Genomic DNA, 18,105 nt, shown 5'->3' on the forward strand with positions numbered 1-18,105 from the left:
TAAACGAACAGCATTGCTTTTCCATCCGGTCAAGGGGGGCGTAACAAATCAATACATTACGTGGTGGCAATCCCACGAAAAAAATGATTGACCCAATATTTTTACGAAAAATTAGGTGAGAACTATTATAAACTTGAAACGGATTGTAATATCGATATCAACCATTTCCGAAAATTCATGAAGGGAACAAAGGGATTTAGCAGGATGACATTAGCAAAATTCGTTGTAGGCTGCAAACTGACAGTTGAAGAAGCTGATGAACTTTTTGTTTTGATTGGACATGCGCTTGATAAACGAAACCGCTTTGATTATATATTGGCCTGCGAACTAATTCACGGATGCGATATATTAGAATTTGACAAGGACCTGCGGACTTATAATGATAAAGGTATATTGAATGTGGACTGAGAGTCCATAAAAGCTGGTTTAAATAAAGTTATACTATAGAAAAATAGTTGAAAGGGGCTTTTATTATGAAACAGCTTTTTACATGGTCAAAATTTAATATTACTTTTCTTCAGAGCATCGTGTACAGCGATAAGACTGCAGAGAAGCTGAAACCTAAGCGGTTGATTTCTGATTCGGATTTCATAACACCATACATGGAGGGGATTTGCCAGATTCCTGATCAGAAATTTGTTGAAAAATACCGTAAGGAGATTGAAGAGAATTTTCTGGCGAAATCGATGAACTTGGTGACAATTTGCAAGGAGCTCGAAAGGAACAATTATAGGGGGGTTAAGGTAAGAAGCGGAATCCCGGAAGACTTGCTGGATGCTTTGAGAAAACTCAATATGACAGAATCGGTTTGCCGGTTGTATATAAGGGAATTGAGAAAAGCCGGAAGGGAAGCTGATGTTTCAGAATTTGAATCCTATTTTGCTTCACCTAAGAGCATTGATTTGGAAAACATTATCGGTAATGATCTGACACTGATGGATTTCCAGACGGAAGCAGTCGATAGAATGCGCCGGCATTATTTCGATGAGAGTAAGAACAAAGCAATACTTATGATGCCCACCGGAAGCGGCAAGACCAGGACGGCAGTCTACTTTTTGTTAAGATATGCTATACCCAGGGGATATCAGGTTATTTGGATAGCGCATAGGTCGATGCTGATTGAGCAGACAGCAGCTGTAATGTACAAGCATTCTTATCTGATAAAGTGCGATGACGACGGTATGAATCAGTTCAATATGATCTGTATTTCAGGAGAACATTCTAATATTAAGCGTGCGGATACATCGCAGAATGCTGTCGTTGCCACAATACAGAGTATTAGTAGAAATGAGGCATATCTTCAAAGTCTGATTTCTGAGACAGATAAGGTGTTTATTGTCGTCGACGAAGCACATCATACACTGGCCCCTACTTATAATAAACTGATTAAGAATATCTTCAGATTAAGGCCCGCATCAAAACTGCTTGGACTGACTGCAACGCCGGTCAGAGGGACTGATGAGGCCACGAGCGGTCTGTTGAAACTTTATGACTGGGATATAATTAACCCGACCAGCATGAGCAGCCTTATAGCGGAAGGTGTGCTTGCTGAGCCGATATATAAGTTTGTCAATACGGGATTTGAAATTGAAAAATTTATATCCCTGGACGAAGAAAAATATATAAAAAAATGGGGTGAACTGTCTCCGGATTTCATAGAGTTTCTTGCGGAAACATGCTCTCGTAACGAGATTATCGTGAATGAATATTTGAAAAACAGGGATGAATATGGCAAGACGTTAATTTTTGCATTAAATGCGGCCCACTGCATAAGCCTGTGTGAGGCATTTCAGAAAAAGGGCATCCGATGTGATTATCTTTACAGTATGCACGACGGGAATAATGAGAAGATTGAGCGGTTCAAGAATGATGATATCGATGTACTTGTCAACATCAATATCCTGACGGAAGGAAGCGACATCCCGAATATCCAGACAGTAATGCTGACGAGACCTACGAGCAGCGATGTGCTGCTTATGCAGATGATAGGCAGGGCGTTGAGAGGGAAGGCTTTCGGAGGAACGGCCGATGCAATTATCGTAGATTTTTGCGATAAATGGGAGCGTTTTAATATGTGGCTGAATCCGAAAATTGTATATAATCGTGAACTCGGGTACAAAGAACCGGAGCTGCATGGTGGAAGGACAGAACCTAAACTTCTTCCATGGGAAATGTTTAGGGAAATTATAGATGCATTTTCGTTTGAGATTAAGGGCAAGGTAAATTTACGAACGATCATTCCCTGCGGCTGGTATGATTGTAAGGAATATGGGAATGTGCTTGTGTTCGATGACCAGCTTAGGGGCTATCAGAGACTATTTGAGGAAAGGGAGAAGGTCGTCAGTGGGGTGATTTCCTCAGAACAAGTCGAGAAGGAATATTTTTCATACTTCTGTTCGGTTCCTACGACGTATGATTTGCAATGTGTTCTGAATGCTATTTCAGCAGGATACGATATAGAATTATGCACTTTTTTAGAGAGAGAGATTGTCGATGTTAAAGCTATTGCGGATTCTTTTCGGGAGAAAGGGATGAATCTGTATGATATGGAGACTGCTGTAAAGGATAATTATGATAAGCAGGGGGAAATAATAGATAAGCTCTATGGTAATTATCAAGCATACAAGAATAAGGTATTCTTATATTATAACCTGAAGAATCCAATTCCAGAGGAAAGTACAATAGTGGAAGTTGTTACTGAAACTAAGGAATACAATCCGGCGCCAGTATATGATACTGAGGAGCTTATGGATGAGGTCATTAATGAGAGGTATCCAGTTGAAAAGAATAAAAGACCGCATATAACATGGACGGATAAGTACTATGATACTTATTGGGGAAAATATACATACAATTCGAATAGTATTGTCTTGAATAAGCTTTTGAATTCAAAGGATGTTCCGCGGGAAACTGTCAAATTTGTCATTTACCATGAATTATTGCATCAAAAATTATGGTACCATGACAGCGAGTTCAGATGTGAAGAACGCAAATATCCTGGATATGAAAAGCATTCAGTATTCCTTTATAATTTTGGGAGAAGATTTGAGTTTTCAGCTGAAATGTAGATAGTGGACTGAGAGTCCATAATATTTCATCCAATACTGATATTATTATAGTATGAATCAGTAAAACAAATTTCAGGAGGCAAATACGATGAAAAAGGTAATATTCTGCAACATAGCATGGATGAAAGAATACAAGGGGATAACGGAAGACGATAAGCCAAAGAATGGCGGGGCTTATGTTGGTCAAAATCAATATGCGCATGAGGTGCACAATTTTGTCGACTACAACAAGTTCTGTTATGGTTATGTCAGTACTAACGGAGAGAATCATATAGAAAGATTTGGAAAAATATATGAACAACAGGACGAAGCAAGGGATGTTTTGGTGGTATGGGTTGCGACGGATGGTATAGGTAAGAACAGGATTGTGGGATGGTATAAAAATGCAAGTATGTTCCGCTATTATCAGGAAATTTTCAATAGCAACATGGGTGGTCTTGATTTGGGATATGTTTTTCGTGCGAAGGCTGAAGAATGTTACTTGCTACCAGAGAAGAAACGAACTTTTTTAGTCCCGAGAGCGCAGAAGGAAGGCCAGGGAAGAGGAATGGGGCAGGCGAATATTTGGTATGCTGATTCGGAGTATGCAAAGCAGGAATATGTGCCAAGAGTAATCGAATATATCAATCAGTATGACGGCGAATTTGTTCATGTTGCTTTTACTGAAAATGAAATCCATGCAGAAGCCCAGACAGAGGAAACAGATATTAATAAACTGCTTGAAATCTCTCAGACGGCAGCAGATCCATTGAAGGCATTGAGGTTCGCCAATACAGCTATGAAACTGGACTATTCCTATAAAACGGTAATGAATCGGGGAGATGCGATGCTTTATTCGTTCAGATACGATGAAGCAGTAGAGGACTACAAATGTGCTATGGATCTCAATGAATCAGATACGAATGCGCGCACAAATTTAATGGATATTTATATAATGCTAGAGAAAAATGAAGAAGCCATAAAGATGGGTGAAGAACTAGAAAAACTTGAAACAGATGAGGAGATATTAGATAACATAAAATTAAATCTGGCATCCCTATACTGTATAGAACAGGATTTTGAACAAATGGAAAAGCGCCTTGTGCTAATAGCGAAAAAAGAGATTGCTGAATATAATGAGAGGATCAAAGTAATAAGAGAAATAGCACAGGAGAAGAAGCGGTATATGAGTATGCGATAATTATTCATTTTGACAATTATTTAGATGCGCTTTGCGTATTGGGGGACAGAGGAGGAGCATTATGGCTGTACTGAACAAGATGCCGGATACACCATGGCATAAGGATTTTGTACGCATGGAAGATGGCGATTCCAGAAGACATAGGGGACGATGCGTATATTACGAGCATGGAACGCAGCTTTGCAGAGCTGTAAAATCACAATATTATTTATTGAAATGCGGAGGATCGTCGCATTGCAGGTACTATTCGGAAAATTTTGATGATGATGAGGGAACATCGGATATTAGTCATAAAGGAACGGCGTCTTCAGGATTGAAAATCAAGGATGCTAATTTAATCCTGGAACTGCGGAGTGACTTTTTAAAGAATACAAATAGCTCAAAAAGACATAGTACAGTAAAAAGTCTTAAAAACTGTCCGATTTGTAGAAATGACTTGACGGAATACAAAATTGTAATTAAAAATGTGGGGAAAAAGGGAAAAATCAACACACAGGAAATTGCAGTTGGAAAGAAATGTTATAGTTGCAGTACTATTTTTGTAGATAAGGGTACACACGAAAAATATAAGGAGAATTTGAGGAGCGTTCAAAATAAGTTATGTTTGATGGATTTGAATGCTAATATTTTATAAATGGTAGAAACGGAAGAGGGTAGGCCGCATTGTTCCTGGCCAAGATATTCGGGATTCGGCCTTATATGCATATGATATTGGAACTTGAAAATTAATGGTTTACATCATACAATATATAGAAAAACGTGGATGATTGCAAATTTGAAATGTTTTACTACAGGAAAAAAGAAGGAGTTCGAAAGTTGATAAAAAATAAAATTAAAAAAGCATATCAGTATGTCCTCAGCCATCTCTGGTGTTCCCTTCTGCTTATTTTTTTTCTGTTGTGTGGATCCATCATTATTATCATGCAGATATATTTGAAAAATGAATATGTAGATTATCTGAAGGAAGAAACATATACAACCCAGAAGACAATTCTTGAATCGGTAAATGAAAATACGGAATTTCTGCTGGATGAATTTATTACTTATGGAATCGAATTTGCTACCGACGAGGAGCTGTATGACTGTGTTAACAGATATGTAGAAAACCCTGACGGAGCAGTTGAACAGAACAATCTGCTTTATATTCTTGCGAAAGATACCAGGAGATCGAAGTGGATTGAAAATGTGTGCATTGCCTCAGGTTCGGGAGTTGTCAATCAATTTGACAGACAGGATGGATACCGGAGTCACATTTGGAACAAAGCTACAGAAAAATATCTGATTGAATTGAATGGGACTATCAAAGATAATATAAAAAATGGAATTAAACCCCAATATGTAGGGCTGACTTATCCACTTTCTTATCCTGATGATTTGGATAAGGATCTGCTGCATATAGGATTTCCTTTAAAAGGACATTCTGGATCGAATAAGGTAAAGTATTCGTTAGTAATCTCCATGGATGCAGAGTTTCTGAACCAGTCGCTAAATCTAATCGGAGGGGAAAAAATGGGTGAGGTTACGACCGGATATATAAGCGATTCGGAAGGAACCATCATTTATCACATGAATAAAGCATATATCGGTACCAGCCAGGAACAATATTTGTCAGAAGGCGAGTATGTCCACTATAGTGAACCGATTTCCGGAATTGGATGGTATCTGAATATTGCTATTGATGAAAGGCTGCTGCTTGAAAGAGTGAACGAAATTTATGGCAGCGGGGTATTCCTCTATGCGGTTGCTCTGCTTGGTGTCGCAATATCATTTTTGATATTTATTAATTGGATGTTGAAGCCTGTCCGGTGTATTAAGGCATCAATGAAAAAGGCAAAGATCGGAAATTACAGAGGATATATCAATGTAAAAGGGAGCCATGAAATCTGGGAAATGGCAGAGGAATATAATACAACTTTGAAGGCAATTGAAAGAATGAATAAGCAATTGGAACAAAGTCATGAGGAAAAAATAATCTCCCTTAAGAAGCAGCGGGATGCTGAAAGGAATGCGCTGGAATCCCAGATAAATGCACATTTTATCTGCAACACGATAGGCGTTATTAATTACGAGGCCATTGAGGCTGGTAATCATACAGTTTCCATTATGTTAAAGAAATTGTCAAATATTCTGAGGTATACCTTTGATCAGAAGCATCAGAACGTGTATATGTTTCAGGAAATTGCATGGATAGAACAGTACCTGTACCTGCAGAAATCAAGATATGTGGAAGCTTTCAATTACAAAATTGATTTTCCAGATAATCTGGGAGCCTGGCCATGCAGGAAGCTGATGCTGCAGCCATTTGTTGAGAATTCAATTATTCATGGCTTTGAAGGCTTCGAATCGGGGGGGCTGATTCGAATCACCGGAAGCGAGGAAGCGGGTTATCTGAGGCTGGTAATCGAAGATAACGGATCGGGAATGGATGAGGAGATTCGAGAGTGTATTCAACAGGTAATCGACAATCCGATAATGATAAAAAAGGAGCAGATCGGGATTGGTATTTCCAATGTACTTGCAAGAATGAAATTGTACTATGGAGATAATCTTAAAGTTGAGATGGAGTCGGCGAAGGGGATTGGAACAAGATTCACCTTTTATATTCCGAATCCCGCATGTTGAAAATGATAGCAGATTTTTCTATGATACTGGTTTTTCTGACGCTTGATATGAGGAGGAGTTATAACCAATGAGAATATTGATTGTTGAAGATGAGCAACGTGCAAGAAAGGGGCTGTTCAAACTAATTACTTCCATAGGGGATGAGTTTGAGATAATCGGTGAAGCACCTGACGGAAGGAAGGCGCTGGAGATTATAAAATCCACAAAGCCGGATGTGGTATTTACGGATATACGCATGCCATATATGGATGGTATGGCTTTGATTAAGGCTGTTGAAAGCTTTGAAATCAAAACCAAATTCGTCATTCTTAGTGCGTACGAAGATTTTGATATCGCGAGACAGGCAATTTCAATGGGAGTAACGGAATACCTTGTGAAACCAGTTACTTACCAGGAGGTTGAGGATATCCTGATGAGATTACAGTCTTCTGCCGGAAAAAAGATTGAAGTACGGAAAGATCTCCAGTTGTCATATCCTGATGCACATCCGCTTGTATTGAAGGCGCTTACAATGATTGAAGTAAGCTATGGGACAAAAATCAGTCAGGAAGAACTTGCGGAGAACCTGGGAATTACGCAGGAGTATTTCAGTTATCTTTTTAGAAGGGATGTAGGCGAAAATTTTTCGAAGTTTCTTAAAAAATACAGAATAGATGTAGCAAAAACAATGATTCTGAATGAGGCTGTGCCTAAAGAGGATATCCCATATAGTGTGGGATTTTCGGATCCCAAATATTTTAATAAGATATTCCGTGAAATTGCAGGTGAAAGCGTTGCAGAGTTTATCAGAAACAATAAATGACAGAATGAAATCTTAAAAAATTACTCTAATCTTAAAAAATCAATCCAAAAAAACGCCCCGAATCTTAAAATTATAAGTTATGATTTGGGGCGTTTTTTTATATACTTAATTTACCGAAAGGGAAAACAAAAAACAGATTCAACAAGGAGGAAGCACATGAAAAAGAAAATCTTATCTTTGACAATGGCAGCAGTTTTGGCAGTTGGAACCCTCGTAGGATGTGGCAGCAGTTCATCGGGCTCAAAAGAGGAATCGACTACAACCGAGAAAACAGAGGATTTGTCAGAAGCATCAGGAGACAAAATTACATTGCAGCTTTGGCATTACTTCACTTCAGCAGATTTGGACGACTTTGAAAAAGTGATAGCGGATTACAATGCATCACAGGATAATGTGGAGGTGGTTTCCACATACGTTGCACGTGAAGACCTTATGAATCAATATACGATGGGAGCTATCTCGGGAGAACTTCCTGACATCGGAATGATAGATAGCCCTGATATGGCATCCTACATCCAGATGGGAGTATATGAAAATATTCAAGATTTATGCGATGAATGGGGAGAAGTAGACAATTTCTACAAAGGACCATTAAACAGCTGTACAGGTACTGATGGAAATTTATACGGGCTTCCTCATAATACAAACAGTATCTCTTTGTTTTACAATAAGGATCTGCTGGATGCAGCAGGATGCGAAGTGCCAGAAACCTGGGATGAGTTAGAAGAGGTAGCTGCTAAAGTGACAACAAGCGACACTTATGGATTGTCTATTTGTGCAAGAGGGGATGAGGAAGGTACATTCCAGTTCATTCCGTGGTTATATTCTGCAGGCGGAAGCATTGATAACATCAATTCTACTGAAAGCGTAAGTGCTTTGACTTACCTGACAGATATGGTTAATAACGGATATATGAGCAAAGAAGTTATCAACTGGACACAGAACGATGCAAAAGATAATTTTGTGGCTGGGAAATGCGCTATGATGATCAACGGACCATGGCAGGTTCCGGAAGTTGAAAAAGCAACTTTCAACTGGGGCGTTGCATTACTGCCAAAAGATAAAGAATTTGCTTCATGCATGGGCGGAGAAAACTTCGGTGTTTGTGCCGGAACAGAATACAAAGAGGAAGCTTTTAATTTCCTGACCTACATGTTGAGCAAAGATGTAAGTGCGGAATTCTGTAAAACCGCTGGAAAATTTCCGACAAGAGGCGATGCTATGGACATACTTGAAACTTCCTGGGCGGAAGATTCACCATACCGCGTTTTTGCTGAAGAGATGAATTATACAGTGGCACGAGGACCTCATGCAGAATGGCCGACAATTTCAGAAGCGGTGTATACAGCTTATCAGGCAGCTTATATAGGTGATAAAACACCGCAGGAAGCATTAGATGAAGCGGCAGAAAAGATAGCTTCGGTATGGAAACAGTAAGACTTAATAGAAAGGGTGCTTTTTGTAGAGAAAGGCACCCGTTTTTATTAAAGAAAGGGGCTTTCTTAATGAAAAAGAAGAAAAAGATTATATCAAATACAACAATAGAGGGGTATTGTTTCGTACTTCCATCATTCATCTTTATGTTGGCGTTGATTGGCTACCCGTTGATCTACAATATCATACTGAGTTTTAAAAACTATGATGTCAAGACATTTAAGGGAAATACATCGGTATTTGTCGGGCTCGACAATTATGCGACATTGTTTTCAGACTCAACTTTCTGGCTGGTAATGAGAAATACGCTATTGTTTACGATTGCTTGTCTGATAGTTCAATTTTCAATAGGTTTTCTATTTGCACTGCTATTTCATCAGAAATTCAAACTATCAGGTCCGGTAAGAGGATTGCTGCTGATAAGTTATATGATGCCGATGTCAGTCACAGCGTTATTGTCAAGGAATATGTTTATGACAGACGGTGGTGTAATCAATGTTATATTGCAGAACTTCCATCTGATCGATCAGCCAATAGAATGGCTGACTAATACGAAATGGGCAATCAGGACAGTCATTATCGCGAACTGCTGGGTAGGTATCCCGTTTAACATGTTATTGCTGACCACAGGACTAACAGGAATATCGACAGAGATTTATGAGAGCGGAAAGGTGGATGGCGCAAATTCATTTCAGAGATTTTTCTACCTGACGCTTCCGCTGCTTAAGCCAGCTATAATGGCAGTATTGATGTTGGGATTCATTTATACATTTAAGGCTTTTGACCTGATATACATCATGACAGGCGGCGGACCTTTGAATTCGACAGACGTATTAGGGACTTATGCGTATCAGCTGGCATTCAGCCAATATAAGTTTTCTATGGGGTCTGCGGTAGCAGTAGTGTTGTTCCTGTGTCTGTTTGTAGTAGGATTATTCTATTTGAAAATGACAATGGCTGAGGAGGTGGATTAAAATGGGGAAAAATAAGATATTCACTGGAACGCCCAGAGAGAACAGAAAAGATATTGTACTATGCCTAATTGCCTTTCTTATTGCGATTGTATTTCTTTTCCCGATTTACTGGATGGCTATTACATCGATAAAAGTGGATACGGATATATTTTCAAAAACCCTGAGCTTTATTCCGAGAGCAGTCACCCTGGATCCCTGGATTGAACAGTTTACGGATGCCGCATTTCTGACATCATTAAGGAATAGTACGTTGATTGCTTTGTTTTCAATGACTATTTCACTGGTACTTGGTATCCCTGCAGCTTATGCAATGGGTAAATATAGGATTCCGGGAGGGAATATTATTCTGTTGGTATTCCTTGTCACGCAGATGATGCCGGCTTCGCTGCTGCTGACACCATTATATCTGACTTTCAGCAGGGCAGGAATATTGAACTCCTATTTGGCACCGGCGTTGGCAGTGGCGTCGGGCTCTATACCGTTTATCGTTATTACGCTGAGGCCATATTTTAAGACTATACCGAAATCGCTTGATGAGGCCGCAAGGATTGATGGCTGCAATGCGTTTTCATCCTTTATCAGAATTATGATTCCCACAATCAAAACGGGAAGCATAACGGTTCTGGTCATATCATTCCTGCATGGATGGAATGATCTCGTATATTCTATGACATTCAACGTAAATGCGGATATGAGGCCCTTGACAGCGAATATTTACAAATTCATGGATAAGTACGGAACAAAATGGAATTCGATTATGGCATATGGTGCGATTCTGGTATTACCAGTTATCCTGGCTTTTGTTTTCCTTCAGAAGTATATTGTAGGCGGATTGACCGCTGGGGCAGTCAAAGAATAGAACACAGGAGGTACTTATGAAATTCACAAATGGTTATTGGCTTATGAGAAAAGAGATTACGCCTTCCTATGCAGTAGAGTATTGGGTACACGAAGTAAATGGCAATGAACTTGTGCTTCATGCGCCGTCTAAACATGTCGGAGACAGGGGAGATACGCTTGACTCGGCGGTGTTTGCTGTCACGCTTTCGAGTCCTATGGAAAATGTAATAAAGGTATCGCTGGTTCATTTTAAAGGAAAGGCATACAAGGGACCCTTTGCGACAATCAAGGAGACAAACCCGCATGTCGAGATTATAGAAAACGAAAAGGACATCATTTATAAGACGGGAACAATGAAGGCTGTTATATGTAAAGAACAGAACAACTGGAAAATAGAATACTATGATGGCGATGAGCTGCTGACAGAAACAAGCTATAGGAATATGGCGCACATGCATAACAGTAAGACGAACAAGAGCTATATGGTTGAGCAGCTGGCATTGGATATAGATGAGTATGTGTACGGTCTAGGAGAACGTTTTACTCCTTTTGTTAAGAATGGACAGATTGTGGAGATGTGGAATGAAGATGGGGGGACATCAAGCGAGATTGCTTATAAAAATATCCCATTCTATGTGACCAACAGGGGTTACGGCGTATTTGTCGATAATGAAGGCGACACTGCATATGAAATAGCAAGTGAAAAAGTAGAACGCGTGCAGTTTTCCGTTGAAGGTGAAAGACTTGACTATTACATAATTAGTGGAGGCAGCCCAAAGGGAACAATTCAGAAATACACGGAGCTGACAGGAAAACCGGCACTGCCACCGGCATGGTCCTTCGGTCTGTGGCTTACCACATCCTTTACGACAAGCTATGATGAGGAGACGGTTACCAGTTTCATTCAGGGTATGGAAGACCGGGATATTCCGCTTCATGTATTCCATTTTGACTGCTTCTGGATGGAAGCCTATGAATGGTGCAATTTCGAATGGGACAAAAAGACATTTCCGGATCCGATGGGAATGCTGAAAAGGTTCCATGACAGGGGATTGAAAATCTGTGTCTGGATAAATCCTTATATTGGGCAGAAGTCAAAGCTCTTCGACGAGGGGATGGAGAGAGGATATTTACTAAAGACAAAAGATGGGGATGTATGGCAGACTAACCTCTGGCAGGGCGGAATGGCGTTGGTCGATTTCACGAATCCGGCAGCAGTCGAATGGTACCAGAGCAAATTGGAAGTTCTTCTGGATATGGGTGTTGACTGCTTCAAGACAGATTTTGGCGAAAGGATTCCGGTGGCTGATGTAGAGTATTTTGACCATTCGGACCCGGTAAAGATGCATAACTACTATACTTTCTTATATAACAAGTCAGTTTTTGAGCTGCTTGAAAGGAAGAGGGGAAAAGGGGAGGCGACTTTATTTGCAAGGTCTGCAACCGTCGGTGGACAGCAGTTTCCAGTACATTGGGGTGGAGATTGCTCGGCTACATATCCATCTATGGCAGAGACGCTTCGGGGCGGCCTCTCGCTTGCAGCATCAGGGTTTGGATTCTGGAGCCATGATATTGGAGGCTTTGAACAGACGGCTCCTGCAGACGTTTATAAACGCTGGTGTGCGTTTGGGCTATTGTCTTCACACAGCCGGCTTCACGGTTCAAAATCATATAGGGTTCCGTGGCTGTATGATGATGAAGCATGTGATGTGCTCAGGAAATTTGTCAAGATTAAATGTGGGCTTATGCCTTATTTATATGGGCAGGCAGTTCTGGCCCATGAAGAAGGAATACCCATGCTAAGGCCGATGTTTGTAGAGTTTCCAGAGGACAGGACATGTGAAACTCTTGATAAGGAATATATGCTTGGAGATTCCCTTTTGGTTGCGCCAATATTTAAAAAATCCGGAAAGGTAGAGTACTATTTACCGGAAGGGAGCTGGATTAATTATATTACGGGGGAAGTTCTGGAAGGCGGAAGATGGATTCAGGAGAAACACGGATATGATACGATTCCTCTTATGGTAAGGGAAAACAGCATCCTCCCGATAGGCAGCTGTCAGACCAGACCTGATTATGATTACACCGATGGAATTACTTTCTATGTATCAAAAATGAAAGATGGAAGCAAAGCCAGAGTATCGGTCCCGGATTTGCTGGGAAAAACAGTTATGGAGGCTGAAGCTGAAAGAATTGGAAACAAAATAATGATAACCGTAAGAGGAAACAGTGCGAATTGGAAAGCGGCTCTTATGGAAGATGGAGATGCCCGAGTTGAGATAAATGGTAATCAGGCAGTAATCATTTTATAATGAAAAGGAGAATGGGATATGTCGATATTCAGTATGGAAGGAAACCGTTTAGTATTTCGCTATGATGCAGAAAAGTTATGGATTGAACCTTGGGGAGTAAATAGCTTGCGTATTCGATCCACAAAAATGGCTGAGATGCCGGTGGAAAATTGGGCATTATCAGAACCAGTGAAAGAATGCAAAGCTGACATTGTGATAACGGACAAGCAGGCATCGATTACAAATGGAAAAATCAAGGCAACGATATCAAACTACGGAAGAATGACATTATATAACCAGAAAGACGAAGTGCTGTTAGATGAATATATCAGGAACCGTTTGGATTTAAAGGCAGACTACTGCAGTGCCCTGGAAATCGAGGCGAGAGAGTTCAGGCCAATTCTTGGCGGTGATTATGAATTATCTCTCCGCTTTGTTTCCAATCCGAATGAGCGCATCTATGGAATGGGACAATATCAGCAGCCGTATTTAAATCTAAAAGGCGTCGATCTTGAACTTGCCCACAGGAACTCGCAGGCATCTGTTCCGTTTGCCGTTTCATCGTTAGGGTATGGATTCTTATGGAATAACCCGGCAGTAGGAAGAGTTACTTTTGGCAAGAACATTACAACCTGGCATGCAGTATCTACCAAAATTCTGGATTACTGGATTACAGCAGGAGATACACCGGCTGAGATTGAAGAGGCATATGCGGATGTTACAGGAAAAGTACCGATGATGCCGGAATACGGCCTCGGCTTCTGGCAGTGCAAGCTGCGCTACCAGACCCAGGAAGAACTGCTTTCAGTAGCAAGGGAATACAAAAAGAGAAATCTCCCAATTGATGTGATAGTCATCGACTACTTCCATTGGCCAACCCAGGGAGAATGGAAATTCGATCTAACCTACTGGCCTGATCCGGATGCCATGATTGCGGAACTGAAAGAAATGGGAATCGAACTTATGGTTTCGATCTGGCCGACAGTAGATTATCGAAGTGAAAATTTCCAGGAAATGAAAGAAAACGGTTATCTGATACGCACTGACCGTGGCTTCAGAATTGGAATGGACTACCAGGGAAATACGATTCATTATGATGCAACCAATCCGGATGCAAGAAAATATGTGTGGGATAAGGCAAAGAAGAATTACTACGACAAAGGAATTAAGGTGTTCTGGCTTGATGAAGCGGAGCCGGAGTATTCTGTTTATGACTTTGACAATTACCGTTATCATTTGGGACCAAATGTACAGATCGGAAATATTTATCCAGCGATGTATGCAAAAACTTTCTTTGACGGAATGAAGCAGGAAGGACAGGAAGATATTGTGAATCTGCTTCGCTGTGCATGGGCGGGCTCGCAGAAATATGGGGCACTGGTATGGTCGGGAGATATACATTCAAGCTTCTTCAGCATGCGAAACCAGGTGGCAGCAGGGCTTAACATGGGAATGGCAGGAATACCTTGGTTTACAACTGATATAGGGGGGTTCCATGGAGGAAATCCTGATGATCCGGAATTTAGGGAACTGCTGGTACGGTGGTTTGAATATGGAACATTCTGTCCGGTTATGAGGCTCCATGGAGAAAGACAGCCGATGAAGCCCCAGTATGGCACGACGGGAGGAGCAACATGCCTGTCAGGGGCAGACAATGAAGTCTGGTCGTTCGGGGAAGAGGCCTATGAAATCTGTAAGACATATCTTCAGATTAGGGAGAACATGAGGAGCTATACCAGGACCTTGATGGAAGAAGCCCATAAAAAAGGGACGCCTGTTATGAAAACCCTGTTTTACCAGTTCCCTGAGGATGAGAAGGCATGGGAAGTAGAAGATGAGTTCTGCTTCGGCAGTGATATCCTTGTTGCTCCTGTATTATATGAAAATATGAGAAGCAGGGATGTGTATCTTCCAGTAGGAACGAGATGGGTGAATGTCTGGACTGAAGAAGTATTAGATGGCGGACAGACCATTTCTGTGGAGGCTCCTATAAGCAAGATTCCTTTGTTTAAAAGGGAAGGAAGCAAAGTGAAAATTCTATAGTATTGTGGGGGAAGGCGGAAAGTTGAAATAGCCCTGCTCAATGCAGGGGAATTATAAAAAATTGCAGAGGTTATATCTGGAGATGAAGGTTTTACTAAATGGCTGAAATAAAAAAATCAAGAGGAACTATCGCGCATATATGATAGTTCCTTCTTTTTTTGCGATTTTATTCTCTTTAATAATTCTGCCATGGATACGACCATTTAGACCAACGGAAAATAAAATCATAGTCGTTATATCCATGCTTTTGGTTTGCAGTTCTTACGGGTTCATGAATCATCAGGACATTTAGGCTTAGGTGAACATTACGATTTCCAGCATTAGTTTTTATATGAGCAACAATTATGAGTGCAGCTGGATGTCAGTCCATCGGAGTTTCTTTTTCTTTTTTGCCTCCATGCATTGTAAATGGATGCTGTCTCCATTAATATCACCCAATTTAAGAACAATCCCTTATTCGGGTGCAAATCACTGATGGTATACAAAAAAGACTCATGGTAATAAATACACATGAGTCTAAATTTTAAGTCATAATCAATTTTTGTCTTCTTTATGATTAATACTGATATTTAGAATAGAGTTCTTCAAAAATTGGTAAATCATCGACAATCTGGAATGTATTACTGGCACTGACATAATCAGCTCCAGCTGCATAAGCGCCCATCAAGATGGCTGTAGTCCAGTATTTACCGTTACCGGAAGCCTTCAATCCCATGCCAAGTTCGTCAGCTTTTTTGCGGAGTAACTGAATTCTGTCCAATGGTGCCCCCTGTTTGTTGTAGTCGTAAGCTTTGATATGGGTAGCGCCACCTTCTTTGATAGCTTCACACATACGATACATATCATCCAGAGATTCATTACACATAGTTAGAACTTTAACTTCGCCATCAAAACTCTCTCTTACAGCATGTACATACTCTGTGATGAGATCCCATCTACGCATTTTCCATGCTGCCATATCAGGATATACATCAATGGATCCGCATCCACCCTTACCTGCAATTTCAGCCTGTTTAGCAGCTGCAGCTGCTGGCATAAGTCCATCAGAGAAGTTAATTGGTGTGGACATAATAACACCAGATCCCTTCAGAAGATCGTGTACATAGTTATGCCAATGATGGCCAGGGGAGAAGATAACACGGAATCCATAGTCGATTCCTTTCTGAACCTGTTCAGTAATGATTTTTTCATCATTATCCCAGATAACATGTTCCAGTCGTCCTGCCAGCCATTTTTTTGTTACGAGTTCGTTATTAAGATACATATTTTTTCCTCCTTTTATGTTCCGCATAATATTATTCATGAAGAATGTAATACATCGGATTATCTAAATTTACTCTTTATGATTTTCGATTTGCATTTTAGTTGAATTTGGGATTTTAAAAATACTAGTAAAATCAGCATACTGTGTCAGTTGAGATTGTAGATTTAAGCGATCCCCCTGACTACGCACTAATTCCACCGTTACTTTACAAAAATCAGCCGCTTTCCAACAAAGCCTGGATTTGTGGGGCTATATAATTTGATAATAGTAAAATATTAAGTATTAGTTGTTATATATGTAACGGCCGCCAGTAACATCGATTGAAATACCAGTCACATATTTGCTTTCATCTGAAACAAGGAACATAACAGCACCAGCAACGTCTTCAGGAGTACACATTCTTCCCATAGGGATTTTTTTAAGCATAGCAGCAGTCTGATCTTTGTTAGCATCGGAAGTTAAAGGAGTGTCTGCAACACCTGGGCATATTGCGTTGCAACGTATATTATCTTTACAGAACATACCGGCACCATATCTTGCAAGTCCAATAACACCAGCTTTGGCAGCCACGTAATGTGCTCCGGACCAGCTTCCGCCACTTTTGCCTGAGGTTGATGAAATATTAACGATGCTGCCACCGCCAGATTCTTTCATATAAGGGTATGCTTCACGCATTGTACGGAATACACCTGTAAGATTAACATTAATGACAAAATTCCATTCTTCATCTGTGCATTCTGGCATCTGAGTAAATCTTGATACAGCAGCGCCGTTAATCAAAATAGAAACCTTTTTTGTTCTATCATAGATCTCTTTAAATGCTGTTTTTACAGATTCTGTTTCTCCGATGTTCATATGTACGGCAAATGCTTCGCCGCCGACTTCCTTAATCAGCTGAACAGTTTTTTCGTTTTCGACATCATTTAAATCCGCGCAAGCAACGGTTGCTCCGTTCATTGCAAGTTCTAGCGCTATACCACGGTCTAAACCGGATGCTGCACCTGTTACTACAGCAACTTCACCAGCCAGACGTGTGCTTTTCAATTTGCTTGTCATAAAACTTGTCCTCCTTAAATAAAATTATTAGTTAATATTTGTTGATGAACTCAATATACCACTGCGTTGAGGACAAGTCAAGAAAAATTTTATACATGTATATACCGGTAATTATTTAAATGAGAATATCGATATATTTAATGAAAGGTTCAAAAAATATGGGGTTGTGCTGTTGACAAATGGTTTTTGTTTTATAAATAAGTTGACATTAACCGACAAATGTAGACTTGTTTTGATACCTGTATATACTTGTGTTTCTAAATAAGGCTAGTAACTAATGATCTTTTATTATAAATCCGGAAAAGAATATTTTATGTCAAAATACAAAAATTCTTGTCCAGCTACATAATGCCGGTATGCGTTGAAGCCAGGTTCTTTGAGAATTTAATATTGAACATTGAGATAGTTAGGATAATAAAATGCTTGTACCTGGATTGACGAAAGAGGAAATTTGCGAATTTGTTATTTGAAACATTCGCCCTCCTGAAAGGATCAAACTACATGGGATCTATATCCGGCCAGTAAGAAGTA

General features: G+C 40.2%; 13 protein-coding genes. 11 read left to right on the forward strand and 2 right to left on the reverse strand.

The features are described from left to right. Window positions 1-87: 87 nt before the first annotated feature. From BJR36_RS13695 to BJR36_RS13745, 11 genes are all read left to right on the forward strand, one after another. Window positions 88-408 (forward strand): hypothetical protein, encoded by a 321-nt coding sequence (locus BJR36_RS13695; protein ID WP_091235353.1) that lies wholly within the window; start codon window positions 88-90, stop codon window positions 406-408. Between the two features lie 65 nt (window positions 409-473). Then, window positions 474-3,068: a DEAD/DEAH box helicase gene (locus BJR36_RS13700; protein WP_091235355.1), complete on the forward strand. Its 2,595-nt coding sequence runs from the start codon at window positions 474-476 to the stop codon at window positions 3,066-3,068. Window positions 3,069-3,156: 88 nt separating this feature from the next. Beyond that, window positions 3,157-4,248: a tetratricopeptide repeat protein gene (locus tag BJR36_RS13705; RefSeq protein WP_091235357.1), complete on the forward strand. Its 1,092-nt coding sequence runs from the start codon at window positions 3,157-3,159 to the stop codon at window positions 4,246-4,248. Between the two features lie 61 nt (window positions 4,249-4,309). Further along, window positions 4,310-4,882, forward strand: a complete 573-nt coding sequence (locus BJR36_RS13710; RefSeq protein WP_091235359.1) for a hypothetical protein — start codon at window positions 4,310-4,312, stop codon at window positions 4,880-4,882. A 182-nt stretch (window positions 4,883-5,064) separates the two neighbouring features. Continuing rightward, window positions 5,065-6,870 (forward strand): cache domain-containing sensor histidine kinase, encoded by a 1,806-nt coding sequence (locus BJR36_RS13715; protein WP_169823703.1) that lies wholly within the window; start codon window positions 5,065-5,067, stop codon window positions 6,868-6,870. 67 nt (window positions 6,871-6,937) lie between these two features. Then, window positions 6,938-7,672: a response regulator transcription factor gene (locus BJR36_RS13720; RefSeq protein WP_091235362.1), complete on the forward strand. Its 735-nt coding sequence runs from the start codon at window positions 6,938-6,940 to the stop codon at window positions 7,670-7,672. A gap of 156 nt (window positions 7,673-7,828) precedes the next feature. Next, on the forward strand, window positions 7,829-9,109 hold the full coding sequence (locus BJR36_RS13725; RefSeq protein ID WP_091235364.1) for an ABC transporter substrate-binding protein: 1,281 nt from the start codon (window positions 7,829-7,831) through the stop codon (window positions 9,107-9,109). Window positions 9,110-9,177: 68 nt separating this feature from the next. Continuing rightward, on the forward strand, window positions 9,178-10,080 hold the full coding sequence (locus BJR36_RS13730; RefSeq protein ID WP_091235366.1) for a carbohydrate ABC transporter permease: 903 nt from the start codon (window positions 9,178-9,180) through the stop codon (window positions 10,078-10,080). A gap of 1 nt (window position 10,081) precedes the next feature. Next, window positions 10,082-10,939, forward strand: a complete 858-nt coding sequence (locus BJR36_RS13735; protein WP_091235368.1) for a carbohydrate ABC transporter permease — start codon at window positions 10,082-10,084, stop codon at window positions 10,937-10,939. Window positions 10,940-10,955: 16 nt separating this feature from the next. Then, window positions 10,956-13,232: an alpha-xylosidase gene (yicI, locus tag BJR36_RS13740; protein ID WP_091235369.1), complete on the forward strand. Its 2,277-nt coding sequence runs from the start codon at window positions 10,956-10,958 to the stop codon at window positions 13,230-13,232. A gap of 18 nt (window positions 13,233-13,250) precedes the next feature. Further along, complete coding sequence (locus BJR36_RS13745; RefSeq protein WP_091235371.1) at window positions 13,251-15,254, forward strand: glycoside hydrolase family 31 protein; 2,004 nt, start codon at window positions 13,251-13,253, stop codon at window positions 15,252-15,254. A 556-nt stretch (window positions 15,255-15,810) separates the two neighbouring features. Here the strand turns inward: BJR36_RS13745 and BJR36_RS13750 are convergent. Then, the gene (locus BJR36_RS13750; protein WP_091235372.1) at window positions 15,811-16,518 is read right to left on the reverse strand and encodes a beta/alpha barrel domain-containing protein; all 708 of its coding nucleotides are present in this window, start codon (window positions 16,516-16,518) and stop codon (window positions 15,811-15,813) included. Between the two features lie 282 nt (window positions 16,519-16,800). Beyond that, window positions 16,801-17,574: an SDR family NAD(P)-dependent oxidoreductase gene (locus BJR36_RS13755; RefSeq protein ID WP_091235373.1), complete on the reverse strand. Its 774-nt coding sequence runs from the start codon at window positions 17,572-17,574 to the stop codon at window positions 16,801-16,803. Between the last annotated feature and the right edge of the window lie 531 nt (window positions 17,575-18,105).

Source organism: Anaerobium acetethylicum (genome assembly GCF_900096945.1).
Classification (GTDB): domain Bacteria; phylum Bacillota; class Clostridia; order Lachnospirales; family Lachnospiraceae; genus Anaerobium; species Anaerobium acetethylicum.